Below are 19,099 nucleotides of genomic sequence, written 5' to 3'. Positions count from 1 at the left end.
ACCGACCGTTTACTGGATTTAACAAATCAATTACTCGATTTTCGTAAAACAGAATCAGATTCATACCTTCTTAGCCTTGAACCTCAAAATGTTACACAATTAATAAAGGAGTCACAACTACGCTTTACACCATTTGCAAAACAAAAAGGAATTGAGTTTGAGTTTTACCTGCCTGACACAGATATGCTTGTGCAAATAGATAAAGATGCCTTTTTAAAGATATTGAGTAATCTTTTAAATAATGCAATTAAGTATTGTGAAAGCTACGTAAGAGTTAACGCCTATATTCAGGATAAGGATCAACAGTTTCATCTTTTTACAGAAAATGATGGAGAACTGATTCCGCAGGAGTATGAGGAAGAGGTGTTTAAGCCCTTTGTGCAATTTGCTGCTGATGAAGTAAAGAATGGTTCCGGTACAGGTATTGGGTTAGCTCTGGCAAGCTCATTGTCACAGCTGCATAATGGGTCTCTGAGATTGGAGAATGACTCATTGGTTAACAGGTTTCATTTGATTTTACCGGTGGGTGATATCAGACAAGAGGAAAAGGTAATTGAAAAAGTAGATTACAATGAACTGTTTGTAAGCAATAATGGAGGTGAATTAAACAGAAAAACTACTGTTTTATTGGTTGATGATGACATAGAGCTATTGCAGTTTGAAAGTAAATTTCTATCTGAATATTACAATGTTCTTATTGCTGAAAACGGAAAAGAAGCGTTGGAAGTTTTGAAAAAATCGAACGTGAATATTGTTGTAAGTGATATCATGATGCCTGAAATGGATGGACTCGAATTCATGGAACGAGTGAAATCAGATATTGAATTTAGTCACATTCCTGTTATACTGCTAACAGCAAAAGTTACCAATCAGTCGAAAGTGCAAGGTTATGAACTTGGAGCTGATGCTTATTTAGATAAACCGTTTTCTGTTGATGTCCTGTTAGCCAGGATTGAAAACCTGCTTCAGGGGAGAGAAAAGCTACGGGAGTCATTTTTTAATAACCCTTTTACAGGTGCTGCTATAGTTGCTTTAACAAAATCAGATGAGGAGTTTATTAAGAAATTGAATACTCTGGTTCAGGATAACTTGGCAGAATCTGATTTTAACGTAGAAAATATGGCAGAACATTTTAATATGAGCAGAGCAAGTTTTTACAGAAAAGTTAAGGGTGTTCTTGATCTGACTCCAAATGAATACCTAAGGGTAGAGAGATTAAAAAAAGCTGCTTATCTTCTCAGAGAAGAAGATTATAAAGTAAACGAAGTTTGCTATATGGTAGGTTTTAACTCTCCTTCATACTTTACCAAATGTTTCCAACAACAATTTGGTATTCTACCTAAGGAATTTCAGGAACAGAGGTAAGTTTGAGAAGAAATTGCTATTTATTGAACAATATTTTATCAGGTGGACTTGCTTTAAAAACTATTTTCGTAACCGTAAGATAATAACCCTAAAATAAATTTATATGAGAACAATTTTTACCTTATTATTTACAGTATTAATTACATTAAATATCTCGGCACAATGGAAACCTGCCGGAGATAAATTAAAGACTAAATGGGCATCAGAAATTGATGTTAATAATGTTTTGCCTGAGTATCCAAGACCAATAATGGAACGTACTGAATGGCAAAATTTAAATGGCTTATGGAATTATGCTATTTTACCTGTGGGTCAGCAACCATCCAGTTATGATGGAGAAATACTTGTTCCCTTTGCTGTTGAATCAAGTCTTTCTGGTGTTCAAAAAAGAGTTGGTGAAGATAAAGAACTGTGGTATCAACGTGAATTTACAGTTCCTTCAAAATGGAGAAACAATAAAATATTGCTTCACTTTGGAGCAGTGGATTGGAGAGCAGATGTTTGGGTTAATGATGTTAAGGTTGGTCGCCACCAAGGAGGCTACACACCATTTTCATTTGATATAACTGCAGCTCTTGTTAATGGTACAAACACTATAAAAGTAAAAGTATGGGATCCTACAGACAGAGGATTTCAACCAAGAGGAAAACAGGTTAACAGACCTGAGGGAATTTGGTACACACCAGTTACAGGTATATGGCAGACTGTTTGGCTGGAACCTGTTCCTGAGACTTATATCAAAGACTTGAAAGTAACTCCTAATATTGATAATAATACACTTTTAGTAGATGCTATTACTAATATTTACACCTCTGCAAACAGAGTTGAAGTAACAGTTAAGGATGGAAACAGTATAGTTGCCAAGGGTAAATCAATAAACAAACAACCTGTTGAAATAGCTATGCCACAAAATGTGAAGCTTTGGACACCCGATAACCCACATTTATATGATCTTGAGGTTGTAGTTTATGATGGAAACAAGCAGCTTGACAAGGTTAACAGTTATGCTGCTATGAGAAAGTATTCAACTAAACGTGATGATAAAGGTATAGTTAGACTACAACTAAATAACAAAGATCTGTTCCAGTTTGGTCCACTAGACCAGGGATGGTGGCCTGATGGATTATATACTGCTCCAACCGATGAAGCTCTTGAATACGATATTATTAAAACTAAAGATTTAGGATTTAATATGATACGTAAGCACGTTAAGGTTGAACCAGCACGTTGGTATACACACTGTGACCGTCATGGAATTATTGTATGGCAGGATATGCCAAATGGTGATCGCAGTCCGGAATGGCAAATGCATAATTACTTTACCGGTAATGAAAGAGTTCGTTCAGCCGAATCAGAAGCTAACTATCGTCAGGAATGGAAAGAAATCATTGATTATCTTTATTCTTATCCTTCAGTAGGTGTTTGGGTACCATTTAACGAAGCATGGGGACAATTTAAAACAAAGGAAATTACTGAATGGACAAAATCATACGACCCAACACGTCTTGTAAACCCTGCTAGTGGTGGTAATCACTACACAACAGGAGATATTCTTGACTTGCATAATTATCCAAATCCAAGAATGTATTTATATGATGCTCAGAGAGCAACTGTATTGGGTGAATATGGCGGTATTGGCTGGGCAAATAAAGAACACCTTTGGGAACCTGACCGTAACTGGGGATATGTTCAGTTTAACAGCTCAAAAGAAGTTACAGATGAATATGTTAAATATGCCGAAGAACTTAAACAGTTAATTCGTCAAGGATTCTCTGCTGCAGTTTATACTCAGACTACTGACGTGGAGGTTGAAGTAAACGGACTACTCACATATGATCGTAAACTAGTGAAGGTTGACGAAGCCAGAGTTAGGAAAGTTAACCAGGAAATATGCAATATTTTGAACGATTAATATTTTTGTCAGTTTTCCTTCTCATGGTGCTATCCTGTGAAAACAGGGAGAATCATAATGAAAAGGATTACTATATAGAATGGGATAATACCTCTCTTGTCTGTATTTCAGACGAGGGAGGTTATCCTCGTTTAATAAGACTCAATGATGAATCATTACTGGCAGTTTTTGAAAACAGAAGAGGTGATGTAGTTATAAAAAAGAGTTACGATGATGGTTTAACATGGAATAATCTTATAGCATCATTTGAAGCTTTTAATTTTATTGATGCGAATACAGGAGAAGAAACAAGAGTTAATATTGCCAATCCTGAAATTATACAACTCCGCGATGGCGACTTATTGCTTGCTGTAAACCTGCGCCCTCGGAAAGAGGGAGTTTATCCATATTCAATCGCTTTGAAAAGAAGTCGTGATAACGGTTTTACATGGTCTGATGCGGATATTTTGTTTCAAGCTGCAGATATATTCAGTAATGGTTGTTGGGAACCATCATTTTTGCAATTGCCTGATGGTACACTACATATATATTTTGCCAACGAATATCCATATCAGGAATCTGATGAACAGGAGATTTCAGTATTGACTTCAACTGATAATGGTTTTACGTGGGATATTGAACCTAAAACGGTTAGTTTTCGTAAGGGACATCGAGACGGTATGCCGGTAGGGGTGCACGATGGAGAATCAATATATGTTGTAATTGAAGATAATGTTTCAGGACAGTTTAAGCCTTGGATAGTAAGTAGTTCAATCAATAACAGTTGGGAAAATCCTGTATTATTTGATTCATCTTATAGATACACAACACTAAGAGAAAATCTTCCTGATACAGTTTACGCTGGTGCACCATATATGATAAGAACTAATAATGGTGTGTATCTGATTTCTTATCAAACAACTGAAAACAGATCATCTAACTGGGAACTCTCTACTATGGAGGTGGTAATTAGCGATAAACCTTATGATTTTAGAAATCCAACTCAACCATTTGATGTACCTGTAAATAAAGAAGCGAAATGGAACTCATTATCTGATTTAGGGAATAATAGAGTTGCAGCAATTGCTTCGACAAACTTTAGTTCAGAAAAAATTGGAGTTTGGATGATCAAAGGGGAAATTGTTTCAAAGTGATAAATGATTCTCAAAAAGATATAATCCACAAAATATTAGATTGTTTCTTTTACAAATAATAATGATGTGAAAACAACATATATATATATAATATTTTTATTATTGTCGATCCTTAGTTGTAAAGCAAATGAGATTGTTGATGTTGATCCAACTTCGGTTAATGTCTACAGAAATCCTGTTATAAATTTAAGTTTGCCGGATCCGACAATTATTAAAGCAGAAGATGGCAATTTTTATCTCTACGCTACAGAGGATATCAGGAATACTCCAATCTACAAATCTTCTAATTTAGTTGACTGGGATTTTGTTGGTACAGCATTTACAAATGAGACAAGACCTTCTTTTGAACCAAAAGGTGGTCTTTGGGCTCCTGATATAAATTACATAAATGGTAAATATGTTTTGTATTATTCAATGTCAGTTTGGGGTGGAGAATGGACCTGCGGAATTGGTGTAGCAACATCTGACAGTCCGGAAGGACCATTTACAGATCATGGTAAATTATTCATAAGTAATGAGATAGGTGTTCAAAACTCTATTGATCAGTTTTATATTGAAGAAGGAGGTAAAAAATATCTTTTCTGGGGAAGCTTCAGAGGAATATATTGCATAGAACTGTCTGATGACGGATTGTCTTTAAAACCCGGAGCAGAAAAGAAACAGGTAGCAGGCACTGCATATGAAGGAGTTTATATTCATAAAAGAAATGGATATTTTTATATGTTTGCTTCTATAGGATCGTGTTGTGAAGGACTTAATAGTACTTATACAACCGTTGTTGGTCGTTCAGAAACTCTTTTTGGACCTTACGTTGACAAACAGGGAAGGCCAATGTTGGAGAATAATCATGAGGTCATTATAAAGAAAAATGATAGATTTGTAGGGACAGGACATAACTCAGAAATTGTCCAGGATAATAATGGGAATGACTGGATTTTTTACCATGCAGTATCGGTTGAAAAACCAAAAGGTCGTGTACTTATGATGGATAAGGTCAAATGGAATAACGACTGGCCTTATATAGAGGGAGGTTCTCCATCTCTTGAAGCAGAAAAGCCAGAATTTTAGAATAAGTCAAAACACAAATAAAAGCTTAAGGATTAAAGAATATTTTCTTACATTTGCGTACAGAAAATGTACATGTAAGATTAGTAGAACATTCTAACGGAAAATATTAAAAGGAATATGAAGAAATTTTATCAAATTGTTTTATTGTTAGTAGTAATTACAGTTGTGGCTTGTACAAATAACAAGCAAGAGACAAATACAGAGCTGGCTACTTTATCCGGAATTAAGAGAAGTGATTTTCAATCTTCATTAAATGGAGATTCTATAGATCTTTTTGTACTCTCCAATGCAAACGGTGTTGAGGTATCAATAACAAACTATGGAGGAAGAATTGTATCTGTTATGGTTCCTGATCGTGATGGAAACATGAAAGATGTAGTATTAGGTTATGATAATATTGATGACTACAGAGCTACAGATAACAATTTTGGTGCAACAATTGGACGTTACGGCAACAGAATTGCCCATGGAAAAATAACAGTAGAGGGTGTAGAGTATCAACTTCCTCAGAATAATTTTGGACACACTCTTCATGGTGGTCCGGAAGGCTTTGATAAAAAAGTATTTAAGGCAAATCAAATTGATAATCAGACTCTGGAACTTACATACTTGTCAGAAGATGGAGAGGCAGGCTTCCCAGGTAATCTTTCAGTGAAAGTTACAATGATACTTACAAATGATAACGCTATTGATATTCAGTATGAAGCTGAAACCGATAAAGAGACTATTGTAAATCTTACAAATCACTCATATTTTAATTTATCAGGAGACGCAAATAAAACGATTCTGAATGATGTCCTTACCATAAATGCAGATCAGTTTACACCTGTTGATGACACTTTTATGACTACAGGTGAGATATTGACAGTTGAGGGGACACCTATGGATTTCAGAAACTCAAATGTAATTGGTGAGCGTATTGATAATTATGAATATGAGCAATTGAAGTTTGGAGATGGTTATGACCATAACTGGGTTCTTAATACAGGGGGTGATATATCTCAACTTGCAGCATCTGTTTATTCACAGGAGACTGGAATACTGTTAGAAGTTTATACTACTGAACCGGGATTACAGGTTTATACAGGTAATTTTCTTGACGGGACCAATGTAGGTAAATATGGAGCAGTTTATAATAAACGAAATGCAATATGTCTGGAGACTCAGAAATATCCTGATTCACCAAATAAATCCAACTGGCCTTCACCATATTTGAAGCCGGGAGAAACTTATACAAGTCGTTGTATATACAAATTCTCAGTAGAAAATTAATTTATTCAACCGGTTTATATTCAAATATAAATCGGTTGAATTGTTTTTGTAAGTGTAAATAGGAGTGAAAATGTTTCAATTTAAAATAAAGAAAAACACAAGGTTTATAATATTACTTTTTTCTATTCTGATAATTTCATCATGTAGCATAAGACAGGAAAAGAATGTTGAATCTGAAGATGAATTTATAGATACCAGTGAGTATAAATATGGAATTTGTGTTGATTCTTTAAATGTTTCAAATTATCAAATTGAAAGAGGCGACCTGTTATCTACTATATTATCTGACCTAGGATTCACTCCAGCAAAAATCGAAGAGGTTAGTAATGTAATGGAACCTCTGTATTCTGCTTCTAAACTACAAATAGGTAATAATTACGCAACAATAACAACTAAAGACAGTACGCGAGCTATTAAATATCTTGTGTTTGAAAAGAATAAAACTGATTATGTGGTGATAGATTTTTGCAATGATTCTATTTCCGCATTTGAATCAACAAAACCAATAACACATCGTCGCGAATATGTTGAGGGAACAATTACTTCTTCCCTCTGGAATACCCTTATAGATGCAGAAGCTCCGGTTATTCTGGCACTAAAACTCTCTGATATATTTGCATGGCAAATTGATTTCTTTGATGTAAAAGAAGGAGACTCTTTCAGGTTAATGTATGATGCCGCATATATAGATGATACTACATACGTGGATATTGCTTCTATTGAGGGAGCAATATTTACTCATCAGGGTAAGAAGTTTAGGGCAATACCTTTTGAGCAGGACTCTATAAGAGAATATTTTGATGAGGAGGGAAATAGCTTGCGTAAAGCATTTCTGAAATCTCCTTTAGATTATTACAGGATTACTTCAAGATTTACCAATGCCCGATTTCACCCTATATTAAAAAGATATCGAGCTCACCATGGAGTTGATTATGCTGCACCAACAGGTACTCCTGTTAAATCAATAGGTGATGGAGTTGTGGTAGAAAAAGCATATCAGGCAAATGGTGCCGGAAATTATCTTAAAATTAAACATAATGCAGTTTACACAACAACATATATGCATTTGAGTAAATTTGCAAAAGGTATTGAAAAGGGGAGGCGAGTAACGCAAGGAGAAGTAATAGGATATGTTGGATCAACAGGTCTTTCAACAGGTCCACACCTCGATTTCAGAGTACACAAAAACAACCAGCCCATTAATCCATTAACAATGGAGGCTCCACCATCATTGCCTGTAAAGCCTGAACTACGTGATAGTTTTATTTTGGTGTTCGAAAGAGTAACTGCTGAGCTGGACAGTTTGAAATATATTAGGCAATTCTATGTTTCTGAATCTGACTCAGTTAGAATTACTCAAGGGGTTTAATTTATAGTATTTACACCAATCTTTTAATCCACATTCGTGACATTTGGGTTTTCTTGCTATACAGATATATCTTCCATGTAAGATTAGCCAGTGATGTGCTTTGGAAAGCAAATTCTCAGGTATATATTTTACAAGCTCTTTTTCAGTTTCGAGAGGACTTTTTGAGTTATTTGTCAGACCAATTCTATTCGAAACACGAAAAACATGTGTATCTACAGGCATTGCAGGTTTATCATAAGCAACAGCCAGAATAACATTTGCTGTTTTTCGTCCGACTCCAGGTATGGTTAATAATGAATCAATATCTGATGGAACAGTTCCATTAAAATCATTTACAAGTTTTTTGGCCATCCCTACAAGGCTCTTCGACTTATTATTAGGGTATGAACATGATTTTATATATTCAAATATCACCTCAGGTGTAGTTTCTGCCATTACCTCAGGAGTAGGGAAGTCTTTGAAAAGTGGTGGAGTGATTAAATTAACTCTTTTGTCAGTGCATTGTGCCGATAAGATAACCGCTATCAGCAACTGAAAGTTAGTTTCGTAATGCAACTCTGTCTCAGATGATTCTGCATTTTCTTCAAACCACTCCAAAACTTTTCTGTAACGTTCTCTTTTTGTCATTACTATCAACCTGCTTTTTATTCATTGGCCAATGGGATAAATTGAGCGCTAAGATCTGGATCAGCCATGTCAGGATCAAGCGGATACATCGGTCGGTTTATCCTTTTGTATGGCAATCGTAATAAGTCTTGATCTACTCCTCCCGGAGTTAACGCCATTACCCAGTCAGCTCTTATGTCATACAACTCAGGTGTTAGATAACCAATCTTGTTTACCAGAATATCTATTTCTCTGGGGTTTAATCCAAGGTCGGTATAATTTCTTTCATAGTGATATGCATTTCTTTTTTCAGTAACTATAGTATAGATATTACCTGATTTAACCACTACTTCCGTGTTATTATCACTCTCTTTAATTGCTGTTATTTCACCTTCTATCTTGATTGGTGGTGCAAAACGATCATCTACTTCAGCTCCGGCAAGTTCACTGACATGTCCGCCTACACCTACTTCCAATGCTTTTTTTATTAATTCTGGTCCAGGTATTGAAGAATAAATCAGCTTTTTACTATTCGCAGCCTTAAATTCAGGACGTTTGAATATTTCATGTAAAGTCCAAGTAACATCACCTGCACCTCCAGCTGTTGGGTTATCACCCATATCACTTATAATAAATGGCTTTTTATCACTGGCAAGAGCCTGATTCATAGCATCATCAAAGTATGTTGTAGGTGCAACAAACTCAAACTCTTCTCTGACATCCCAGAAGTGTTTTGCTAATGTCTCAGCAGCTTTTGCTACAGATTCCTTATCATCTCCATATGCCATAACTACCCCGTGATTTCTAGGTTCATCAGCCCATGGATATGACATCCAAATTGAAGCGTCTATAACGTTATCTCCATTAATTTGTCCGGGGATTAATTCATATAAACCTTTGCCCGGTTCAATACGAGTACTTGTCTTTTCTCCAGGGAGTAGAATAGGTACCGGAATCCAGGCTTTATAGGCTGGTTTACCTTTACCTGTTTCAAGACGTTTGAGTAAATTTGTTACAGCTCTTTTTTTAGTTTCTATCGCATCTTCATGAGGTGCAAGTCTATAGCAGGTTATTAAGTCTGAGTATTTTGCTAATCGTGGAGACACACTACCATGTAGATCCATGGTTGTTGACACTAAAACATCGTTACCAACCAATTCTCTTATTCTAACTAAAAAGTCGCCTTCTGGGTCATCAAGTCCTTGAACACTCATAGCACCATGAATGTCAAAGAATAAAGCATCCAGGGGAAGACTTGCTTCTAGCATAGTTAGTGTTTTAGTAACCAACGACTCATATGCCTCACGAGTAACTATACCACCCGGCATAGCGTGACCACGTAATGTTGGTAACCAAACAGCTCTGTCTATAATACCAGAGTCAGGATTCATGAAAGGATAATAACTAAATACATCATCGCCTTCACGAGCTCTGAAAGCCTCTTCGTGTGATACAGCAGGAGAAAAAGTGCTTGATTCAATAGCAATCCCTGCAATTGCTATTCTTGGAAGTTCATTGCTATTTTGACTCTTACATCCTGTCAGAATCAGTATGACTGTAACAGAAACAACAAGAATTATCTTTTTCATAATGAATATATTTTATTGATTGTTTACAACATGAATAGTATGCATGGCAACAAGGCATGCAGTTTCGGTACGAAGTCGTGTCTCTCCCAAACTAATTGGTTCAAAACCATTTTTAATTGCAGATTCCACCTCTTCTTCACTAAAATCACCTTCAGGACCAATAAGTATTAGAGCATCATCTCCTTTATTGTATAACTGGGTTAATGGTGTTTTGGGTTTATCATAGCAGTGAGCAATATACTTCTTTGAATTGAATTGCATTGAAATAAAATCATTGAAGCTTACCTGTATGTCAATCTCAGGTAATGAAGCTTGCTGTGACTGTTTAATTGCTGAAATAGCAATTTTTTTTAATCTCTCTGTCTTAATATCTTTTCTTTCGGAGAAATTAGAATATATTGGTGTGAATTTGTCAATTCCAATCTCAGTTGCTTTTTCAATAAACCATTCGTTCCTGTCCATCTGTTTAGTTGGAGAAAACGCAATATGAAGTTTGAAATTTCTTCCAGTTGGCACTTCGTAACGATTTAGAACACTTATTGTGCAGCCTTTTGAGTTTGCATCAATCAATTCACAGTCATAAAAAAAGCCTTTACCGTCAGTAACAGTTAATTTGTCGCCGGAGCGCATGCGAAGAACCTTCACACAATGTTGCGATTCATATTCTGGTAGCTGGGAGATGTTATCTATGTCTGGACTATAAAATAGATTAAAAGACATTACTATTTAATTTCGGTACTTTTTTAATTTTAGGATATGTTTTCCCTACGGTTTATCTCATCACGCAGTTTAGTAGCCAATTCATAATTTTCCTCATTAACAGCATCAGTGAGACGGTGTTTGAGAGCTTCGAGACGAAGACTGGATAACTCTTCATCATCGCTGTCTTCTTTTACTTTCTTAGGATAATCTTCCTCAACCGACGAAGCCTGTTCATCAAAGACAACTGCCATATTCTGCATTATTTCTTCCGTTGTATATATTGGTGAGTTTGTTCTAATTGCCAATGCAACAGCATCTGAAGTGCGAGAGTCAATCTTATATGTTATACCATCATTCTCAAGTATCAGTTCTGAAAAGAATGCACCCTCTTCAAATTTGTATATAACTACCTCAATTAGATTAATATTAAGCTTTTTAAAAATTGAACACATCAGATCATGTGATAAAGGTCTAGGTGGAGTTATCCCCTCCATCACAATGGCAATTGATTGAGCCTCAGGTGTTCCAATTACAATTGGCAAGCGACGGATGCCATTTTCTTCAGAAAATATAAGGGCATATGCGCCAGCTTGAACCTGACTGAATGATATCCCCAATATGGATAGTTTAACTCTTTTGTTCTCCATTTATACTGTTCTTTATTTAATAGCAACTTCAAATATAGTAATTTTTTGTCACTAATAATTTTCAGCAAACTATTTTTGAAAATTTGGTCGATTTAGGTGTGTAATATTTAAAAATTTTGTATCTTTGCACTCACAAAATCAAATGGTGGTTGTAGCTCAGTTGGTTAGAGCGTCGGATTGTGGTTCCGAAGGTCGCGGGTTCGAGCCCCGTTTTCCACCCACATCCTCCAAGAGGAGATTTTTCATTCTCATAAGATTAGTTTTAGGTAATCACGTATAAGTAAATACGTGATTTTTTTGTTTTATTAGCTATTGTTCTATTTTGAGAGTGATCTTCTTCTGAATTCAGAGCAAATAACTGAGGTTGCCACAGCAACATTAAGTGATTCTGAAGACCTAACACCTAAAGGATATTCGGGAATATACAGCTTGTTATCGATATAATTAATTATATCAGCACTTATACCTTTACCTTCACTTCCCATAATAACTAATCCATTTTCTGTTAGTTTCTCATCATATATGTTATTGCCATTTAATAATGTACCGTAAACAGGTATATCTGAAAGTTCTTCTAATAGTTTTTTTAAATCTGTGTATACGACAGATACCCTTGCAATTGATCCCATAGTAGCCTGTACAGTTTTAGGGTTATAAACGTCAGCACAATCCTCAGAGCAGAAAACATGCTCTATCCCAAACCAATCTGCAATGCGTATTATAGTACCCATGTTACCTGGATCCTGAACCCCATCAAGAACTAATGAGAGTTTGTTCTTAAGATCATCTTTGTTTATATTTGATTTTTTCTGATAGAAAACAGCAATAATTGTAGGAGGTGTTTTCAAAAATGTTGCCTTCTTTATTTCATTCGGACTAGCTATAATAACCTCCTTTGACATTGAATTTATCTCAGGATAAATGTTAATAATCTCTGGAAGTGCAACAATAAGCTGACATTCACAACTATTAATTAAATCAAAAACTAGTTTTGTGCCTTCTGCAACAAAGGTGTTATGTTCATTTCTAAATTTTTTATCTTTAAGTGAACGTATATATTTTATCTTGTTATTACTTAAACTCATTATCATTCTCAAATATTAATCAATTCATAATTTCAAACTTTATTCTGAGTGTAAAATTAATCATTTTATCTGTCGATTAGGTCAGGTTTTAAGGCAAATGAAGGTATAAACATATCAAACTATAGGGTAGGTAGATTTAAAAAATAACTATCTTTGTAAATAATCTACTTTTATGTGAATAGTATAATAACTATTTGCTATAAATGAATAACAATATTTGATCGATTTTTATGAATGATAATGCATTAATGAACAGGGCAGCCGACAATATCCGTATTCTTTCGGCATCAATGGTAGAAAAGGCAAAATCAGGGCATCCAGGTGGTGCAATGGGTGGCGCGGATTTTATAAATGTACTGTTCACGGAATTCCTAGAGTATGACCCTGAAAATCCAACTTGGGAATCAAGAGACAGATTCTTTCTTGATCCAGGCCATATGTCAGCCATGTTATACTCTGTTTTATGTCTAAGTGGTAAGTTTTCAATTGAAGAACTGAAAAACTTCCGTCAGTGGGGTAGTCCCACCCCAGGTCACCCGGAGAGAGATGTTTTGAGAGGAATTGAGAATACATCTGGGCCACTTGGACAAGGACATGCTTTTAGTGCAGGAGCAGCAATCGCAGCAAAGTTTTTAAAAGCTAGACTTGGAGATATAATGGATCATACTATCTACAGTTTTATTTCAGATGGTACGATTCAGGAAGAGGTATCACAAGGTGTTGGGCGAATTGCAGGCCATCTTGGACTGGATAATCTAATAATGTTTTATGATTCAAATGAAATTCAGTTATCAACAACTACAGATGTAGTTACAAGTGAAGATATTGCGAAAAAATACGAAGCTTGGAACTGGAAAGTTATTACGATTGATGGGAATGATGTAGAGCAGATACGTAATGCACTTACTGAAGCAAAAGATGAGAAAGAAAAACCTACTCTGATAATTGGTAAGACTATTATGGGGAAAGGTGCATTAGCTGCAGATAATTCTTCTTTTGAGTGTAAGGTGTCAACACATGGTCAGCCTTTAACTGCTGCAGGAGCTGATATTAATCAAACAATTAAGAATCTCGGCGGGAATCCTGATAACCCATTTGAGATATTTCCCGAAGCTCAAGCATTATATGATAAAAGAAAACAGGAATTAAAGAAGATTGTATCAGCAAAACAAGCAAAATTTGAGGAATGGGCAAAAGCCAATCCAGAATTGGTAGAGAAAAAAAGGAAGTGGTTCTCGCGAGAACTTCCAGAGATCGACTGGCAAGCTATCCAACAAAAACCTAATTCAGCTACCAGGGCAGGTTCAGCTGCAGTCTTAAGTGAACTGGCACAGAAGGTTGAAAATATGATAGTTGCTTCAGCAGACCTCTCAAACTCAGATAAAACTGATGGTTTCCTAAAGAAAACAAAGTCATTTAAGAAAGGTGATTTTTCAGGAGCATTCCTTCAGGCTGGTGTATCAGAATTTACAATGTCGTGTCTTAGTATTGGTATGAGTTTGCATGGAGGAGTTATTGCGGCATGTGGTACATTCTTCGCATTCTCTGATTATATGAAACCGTCAATCCGTGTAGCAGCACTTATGGAAACGCCGGTAATATTTATCTGGACACATGATGCATTTAGAGTTGGAGAAGATGGACCAACACATCAGCCGGTTGAACAGGAAGCTCAGATTCGTCTGCTGGAGAAACTTCAAAATCACAGTGGTAAAAACTCTATGCTTGTTCTTCGCCCTGCAGATGTTCATGAAACAACCATTGCATGGAAGTTAGCATTAGAGAATGATAATTCTCCAACAGGTTTGATACTTTCGAGACAAAATATTAAAGATCTTCCAGCTGCAGAGTCTAGATTTACCGAAGCACTTAAAGCTGAAAGAGGAGCTTATATTGTTGAAGATGATCATAACTATGATGTGATTTTATTAGCTTCAGGTTCGGAAGTGTCAACTCTGGTGGAAGGTGCAGAGTTGCTTCGTAAAGATGGAATAAAAGTTAGAATTGTTTCAGTGCCTTCTGAAGGATTATTCCGTTCTCAATCACAAGAATATCAGGATTTAATATTACCGAAAGGGAAAAAGAAATTCGGACTAACAGCTGGGCTTTCTGTTACATTAGAGGGATTAGTAGGAGCTGATGGTACTGTGTGGGGGCTTAACTCTTTTGGATTCTCCGCACCATATACTGTATTGGATGAAAAACTTGGATATACAGGTAAAAATGTTTATGAACAAGTACTTAAAATTTTGTAAACATAAGAAGCATAAAAATTAAATAACTAGGTATCATGTCAGATTTTAATGACTCGGAAAAACCTATCGGACTTGCATCAGACCATGCAGGTTTCAATGCCAAGAGCTACATAATAAAGGTGTTGGAAGATATGGGCCTGAAATATAAGGATTTTGGAGCCTATTCTACCGATAGTACAGATTATACAGATTATGCTCACCCTTTGGCACTGGCAGTTGAGAGTGGCGAATGCAGATTTGGTATTGCAATGTGTGGAACGGGAAACGGTATAAACATGACATTGAATAAGCATCAGGGAATAAGAGCCGCTCTTTGCTGGAACCCTGAGATAACATTTTATGCTCGTGCTCATAATAATGCTAATGTATTATCGCTTCCTGGAAGATTCCTTGATAATGATGAGATATTAGAAATACTTAAAGTGTTCCTTAATACACCATTTGAAGGTGGCAGGCATGAAAGAAGAGTTAATAAAATACCGTGCGGCTAAGAATTAAAAAGAAATATGTCACACTTTTAATCCTGCAGTTTTTATTTTTTCAGAACTGTATGGAATCAAGTTTTCAATTCGATAATAATCCAAAGGGCAATTTTGATGCTCTTTGGAATATTATCGATAGGAACTATTGTTTTTTTGAGTACAAGAATATAAACTGGGATGCAGTCTATAAAAATTACAGTTCACGTATTACACCCAATATGAATAATGAGGCATTATTTAAACTTATGGGTCAAATGCTTGCTGAACTTAAAGATGGACATGTTAATTTAACTGCTTCTCATGATGTAACTCGTTATTGGGAATGGCACGAAAATTATCCTGCAAATTTTGATTCAGAAATACAAAAACAATACCTGGGAAAGGAGACAGAATACAGCAGGGCTTCAGGTATGTGGTATAAAATTCTAGAAGACAATGTAGGTTACATTTATTATGGTAATTTCTCAAATGATGTTAGTAATGCCAGTTTGGATCAGATACTGATGAAAATGTCAATCTGTAGTGGATTGATAATTGATGTGAGAAATAATGGTGGAGGTAATCTTACCAATGTTGACAGAATAGCCAGTCGTTTCTTTAATGATAGAACGCTTATTGGCTATATTTCTCATAAAATTGGTCCGGGTCATAATGATTTTTCAGAACTTCATCCCAAGTATCTTGAGAGTTCAAATAGGGTCAGATATCAAAAACCTGTTGTCGTACTCACCAACAGAGGATGTTATAGTGCAACCAATGAATTTGTAAGTATTATGAAATATGCTCCTCAGTCAACAATTATTGGAGATAAAACAGGAGGTGGAAGTGGATTGCCTTTTTCATCCGAACTCCCAAATGGATGGTCAATTCGTTTTTCTGCTTCACCTATGTTTAATGCTGAAAAAGAGCACATAGAGTTTGGTGTTGAACCAGATATATATGTAAGTATGTTGCAGGAAGATAAAGAGAAAAACAGAGATACAATTATTGAAAAAGCCAGAGAACTATTAAAAAGGTAGCCACAAAACATGAATATTGTTGTTTCACCTTCTACAATACCATCATTCAATCTTGCTGCTGAAGAATATCTCTTCAGTCAAAAATATGATGACTTTGTATTTCTATACATCAACGATTCTAGTGTAATAATTGGTTCTAATCAAGCTGTTATTAACGAAGTAGATTTAGACTTTTGTATTGAAAACCAGATAACTGTTATTCGCCGCTTATCTGGAGGAGGAGCTGTATATCATGATAGAGGTAATATTAATTATTCCTTTATCCAAAATAAAACAGACGAACCTTTGAGTGCAAAGTTCCTCAATCCAATAATAAATACACTTCACTCATTAGGAATACCAGCTTTAATAGGCAAAAGAAAAGATATCTGGCTTGATGGTTATAAAATATCAGGTACAGCATCTCATATTTCTCGTGGTAGAGAGCTTCATCACGGCACACTTTTATATGATACAGATTTAAATGTATTGCAAAGAGTTCTTTCTTCCAAACAAAAAAACACTGTAAAAAAAGCAACAGCTTCGGTACCTAGTCCTGTTATTAACATTAAAACACATCTGTTAAAGAGTAATGGAAATGCTCCTGATGTTAAAAGTTTTTATGAGATTGTTAAAGAGAGACTTATGTCTTTTTTCAATATAAATGAATTGAACAATCTACAAATAGAAGAGATTGAAAAAATAGAGGAGATTAGAAAAAACAAGTATATACAGAGAGATTGGAACTACAAAATGTAATTTTTACATTTATTTTCTCTGTTATTATATTTTTTTTGTACTTTTATGGGCCATATGCTTTCAATATAAAAGAAAGCAATAATCATATTTTTATATCATTTAAACAACAATGTCGAGAATTTCAGAGAGGAACAACAAACCCAAAAAGAAATTTCACCAGCGAAAAGGTTTTCTAATATCAATAGGAATAATAATAGGAGTAGTTTTTGTTGCAGCTTTATATCAGACATCGGTATATTTTTCAACAAATGAATCCTGTATGATGTGTCATGTACACCCACATGCAGAGGAAAGCTGGCAGTTATCGGTACATGTAAATAATGGAAGTGGTGTTACGGTTAATTGTGTTGACTGTCATCTACCTCCTTCAGATAATACATGGGCACATTATTCTGCTAAAGCGGTGTTGGGAGCAAGAGATTTATGGGGATACCTTACTAAGGATAGTGCAGATTTTAATTGGGATCAAAAATCAGAATTGGAATATGCAATAAAATATATTCCCAATGAATCATGTGTGAAATGCCACCAGAACCTTTTTCCTGAAGGTATAACTGATGATGGGATAACAGCACATCTTTATTATGATGACAATGTAGAGAAGCTTGATCTGCAATGTATAAGCTGTCACTTAGATGCGGGTCATTATAATCCAAATTATGCCCATGGACAGATGGTTGGAATACCGGGAATGGGTGGATCATATGCTGTTGACACAAGTCTCTATTTTAAAGAATCTACACCAGTTAATTCTTTCACTAATTTCAGGGAACAGATACCTGGTACTGCAGTCTCTTTTAATATGATAGCAATTGAAGGCGGAACATTTATGATGGGAAGCCCAGAAAAAGAGCCCTTCAGAAAACCTGATGAATCGCCTCAACACGAAGTTACAGTAAGTCCATTTTTTATGGCAGAAGTAGAAACTACCTGGGATCAGTACTGGGCATTTTATGCAGAAACAATGAGTGAAGGAAGAACTCCCCCGGAAGTTGTATATGAAAATAATCTAAAAGCATTGGGTGTTGATGCAATCTCAGGTCCCACACCACCTTTCGGATATCCAGATCAGGGTTGGGGACAAGGAGACAGACCTGCAATCACTATGACACATTATGCTGCTGAAACATATTGTCAATGGTTATCAGAAAAGACCGGAAAGAAATATAGATTACCAACCGAAGCCGAGTGGGAATACGCCGCAAGGGGTGGAACTGAGACAGCTTATTTTTTCAAAGGTAATCCTAAAGAGTTTTCAAATAAAGGGTTCATGAGAAATGTATTTAAAGCTAAGACCGACAGCATAAGTTCATACGTAATATATGATAATAACAGTAACGGTCGTACACAACTGCCATCGGAAGTTCTGCCTAATCCATTTGGATTAAAGAACATGTTGGGTAATGTACTTGAATATACAGCTGATAAGTATGATCCTGAAGCATATAGTAAGAGATCAGGCAAAACTGTGGATCCTATAGTCACCGAGGGTGAAGAATGGGTTGTAAGAGGAGGAAATTATAGTTTTGATGCCTCAGATGTACGTAGTGCATCACGTTTTCATACACAACATGATGATTGGATGAGAACAGATCCACAGCAACCAAAAAGCATATGGTGGTATTCTGATATTAAAGGTATTGGATTTCGCGTTGTATGCGATCCGGAATTTTAATACACATTGAAAATTGACTATTTATTTTTTACATAATATTTATCCAGATGAAAAAAGAAAATAATTTAACCAGAAGATCATTCCTGAAGACTTCTGCTGTAGCAGGTGCAGTAGGTGTAATTGGCACAGGTTCTGCCGGTTTGCTAACATCTTGTAGTGGTGGAAATAAAGGAAAAGGTGGA

At 35.7% G+C, this 19,099-nt stretch carries 17 protein-coding genes and 1 tRNA gene; 13 read left to right on the top strand and 5 right to left on the bottom strand.

Translation table 11 applies throughout. The features are described 5' to 3' along the window. The 6 genes from PHO43_RS08695 to PHO43_RS08670 all read left to right on the top strand — a co-directional run. Positions 1 to 1,365, top strand: a 1,365-nt coding sequence (locus tag PHO43_RS08695; protein ID WP_288011946.1) for a hybrid sensor histidine kinase/response regulator transcription factor, incomplete at its 5' end; no start/stop codon positions are given. 103 nt (positions 1,366 to 1,468) lie between these two features. Then, positions 1,469 to 3,277 (top strand): glycoside hydrolase family 2 protein, encoded by a 1,809-nt coding sequence (locus tag PHO43_RS08690; RefSeq protein ID WP_045089855.1) that lies wholly within the window; start codon positions 1,469 to 1,471, stop codon positions 3,275 to 3,277. 23 nt (positions 3,278 to 3,300) lie between these two features. After that, entirely contained in the window at positions 3,301 to 4,410 is a 1,110-nt protein-coding gene (locus PHO43_RS08685) for a sialidase family protein (protein ID WP_288011944.1), read from the top strand. Positions 4,411 to 4,476: 66 nt separating this feature from the next. Continuing rightward, positions 4,477 to 5,478 carry a family 43 glycosylhydrolase gene (locus tag PHO43_RS08680; protein WP_045089853.1) on the top strand — a complete coding sequence of 334 codons (1,002 nt, stop codon included), beginning with the start codon at positions 4,477 to 4,479 and terminating at the stop codon, positions 5,476 to 5,478. Positions 5,479 to 5,595: 117 nt separating this feature from the next. Further along, positions 5,596 to 6,750 (top strand): aldose epimerase family protein, encoded by a 1,155-nt coding sequence (locus tag PHO43_RS08675; RefSeq protein WP_045089852.1) that lies wholly within the window; start codon positions 5,596 to 5,598, stop codon positions 6,748 to 6,750. Positions 6,751 to 6,820: 70 nt separating this feature from the next. Next, positions 6,821 to 8,119, top strand: a complete 1,299-nt coding sequence (locus PHO43_RS08670) for a M23 family metallopeptidase (protein WP_053826144.1) — start codon at positions 6,821 to 6,823, stop codon at positions 8,117 to 8,119. Here the strand turns inward: PHO43_RS08670 and nth are convergent. Genes nth through PHO43_RS08650 form a run of 4 tightly spaced genes read right to left on the bottom strand, consistent with a single transcriptional unit; the run spans position 8,093 to position 11,663 of the window. Continuing rightward, the gene (gene nth / locus PHO43_RS08665) at positions 8,093 to 8,746 is read right to left on the bottom strand and encodes an endonuclease III (protein WP_045089850.1); all 654 of its coding nucleotides are present in this window, start codon (positions 8,744 to 8,746) and stop codon (positions 8,093 to 8,095) included. The genes PHO43_RS08670 and nth overlap by 27 nt on opposite strands. A 17-nt stretch (positions 8,747 to 8,763) precedes the next feature. Next, positions 8,764 to 10,314: a M81 family metallopeptidase gene (locus PHO43_RS08660; RefSeq protein ID WP_045089849.1), complete on the bottom strand. Its 1,551-nt coding sequence runs from the start codon at positions 10,312 to 10,314 to the stop codon at positions 8,764 to 8,766. Positions 10,315 to 10,326: 12 nt separating this feature from the next. After that, positions 10,327 to 11,034 carry a 16S rRNA (uracil(1498)-N(3))-methyltransferase gene (locus PHO43_RS08655; protein WP_045089848.1) on the bottom strand — a complete coding sequence of 236 codons (708 nt, stop codon included), beginning with the start codon at positions 11,032 to 11,034 and terminating at the stop codon, positions 10,327 to 10,329. A 29-nt stretch (positions 11,035 to 11,063) separates the two neighbouring features. Next, complete coding sequence (locus tag PHO43_RS08650; RefSeq protein ID WP_045089847.1) at positions 11,064 to 11,663, bottom strand: bifunctional nuclease family protein; 600 nt, start codon at positions 11,661 to 11,663, stop codon at positions 11,064 to 11,066. A 144-nt stretch (positions 11,664 to 11,807) separates the two neighbouring features. Between PHO43_RS08650 and PHO43_RS08645 the strand changes: the two genes are divergently transcribed. Beyond that, positions 11,808 to 11,883: transfer RNA gene (locus PHO43_RS08645), tRNA-His, on the top strand. A 97-nt stretch (positions 11,884 to 11,980) separates the two neighbouring features. On the opposite strand, the gene PHO43_RS08640 is transcribed toward PHO43_RS08645, so the two are convergent. Beyond that, the gene (locus PHO43_RS08640) at positions 11,981 to 12,748 is read right to left on the bottom strand and encodes a TrmH family RNA methyltransferase (protein WP_288011942.1); all 768 of its coding nucleotides are present in this window, start codon (positions 12,746 to 12,748) and stop codon (positions 11,981 to 11,983) included. Between the two features lie 230 nt (positions 12,749 to 12,978). Here PHO43_RS08640 and PHO43_RS08635 point away from each other — a divergent pair, with 230 nt between their 5' ends. The 6 genes from PHO43_RS08635 to PHO43_RS09810 all read left to right on the top strand — a co-directional run. Beyond that, a complete protein-coding gene (locus PHO43_RS08635; RefSeq protein ID WP_045089846.1) occupies positions 12,979 to 15,003 on the top strand; it encodes a transketolase family protein in 2,025 nt (674 codons plus the stop codon). 35 nt (positions 15,004 to 15,038) lie between these two features. After that, positions 15,039 to 15,494: an RpiB/LacA/LacB family sugar-phosphate isomerase gene (locus tag PHO43_RS08630; RefSeq protein ID WP_045089845.1), complete on the top strand. Its 456-nt coding sequence runs from the start codon at positions 15,039 to 15,041 to the stop codon at positions 15,492 to 15,494. A 59-nt stretch (positions 15,495 to 15,553) separates the two neighbouring features. Then, a complete protein-coding gene (locus PHO43_RS08625; RefSeq protein WP_082057373.1) occupies positions 15,554 to 16,504 on the top strand; it encodes a S41 family peptidase in 951 nt (316 codons plus the stop codon). A gap of 9 nt (positions 16,505 to 16,513) precedes the next feature. Continuing rightward, complete coding sequence (locus PHO43_RS08620; RefSeq protein ID WP_045089844.1) at positions 16,514 to 17,242, top strand: lipoate--protein ligase family protein; 729 nt, start codon at positions 16,514 to 16,516, stop codon at positions 17,240 to 17,242. A gap of 109 nt (positions 17,243 to 17,351) precedes the next feature. Next, complete coding sequence (locus tag PHO43_RS08615) at positions 17,352 to 18,917, top strand: SUMF1/EgtB/PvdO family nonheme iron enzyme (protein ID WP_045089843.1); 1,566 nt, start codon at positions 17,352 to 17,354, stop codon at positions 18,915 to 18,917. Positions 18,918 to 18,964: 47 nt separating this feature from the next. Next, positions 18,965 to 19,099: twin-arginine translocation signal domain-containing protein (locus tag PHO43_RS09810; protein ID WP_353738329.1), on the top strand; the 135-nt coding region annotated here is incomplete at its 3' end.

The sequence above is a fragment of the Lascolabacillus sp. genome, assembly GCF_028696275.1.
Taxonomy (GTDB): domain Bacteria; phylum Bacteroidota; class Bacteroidia; order Bacteroidales; family Dysgonomonadaceae; genus Proteiniphilum; species Proteiniphilum massiliensis.
This window is presented reverse-complemented; position numbering and strand designations above follow the sequence as displayed.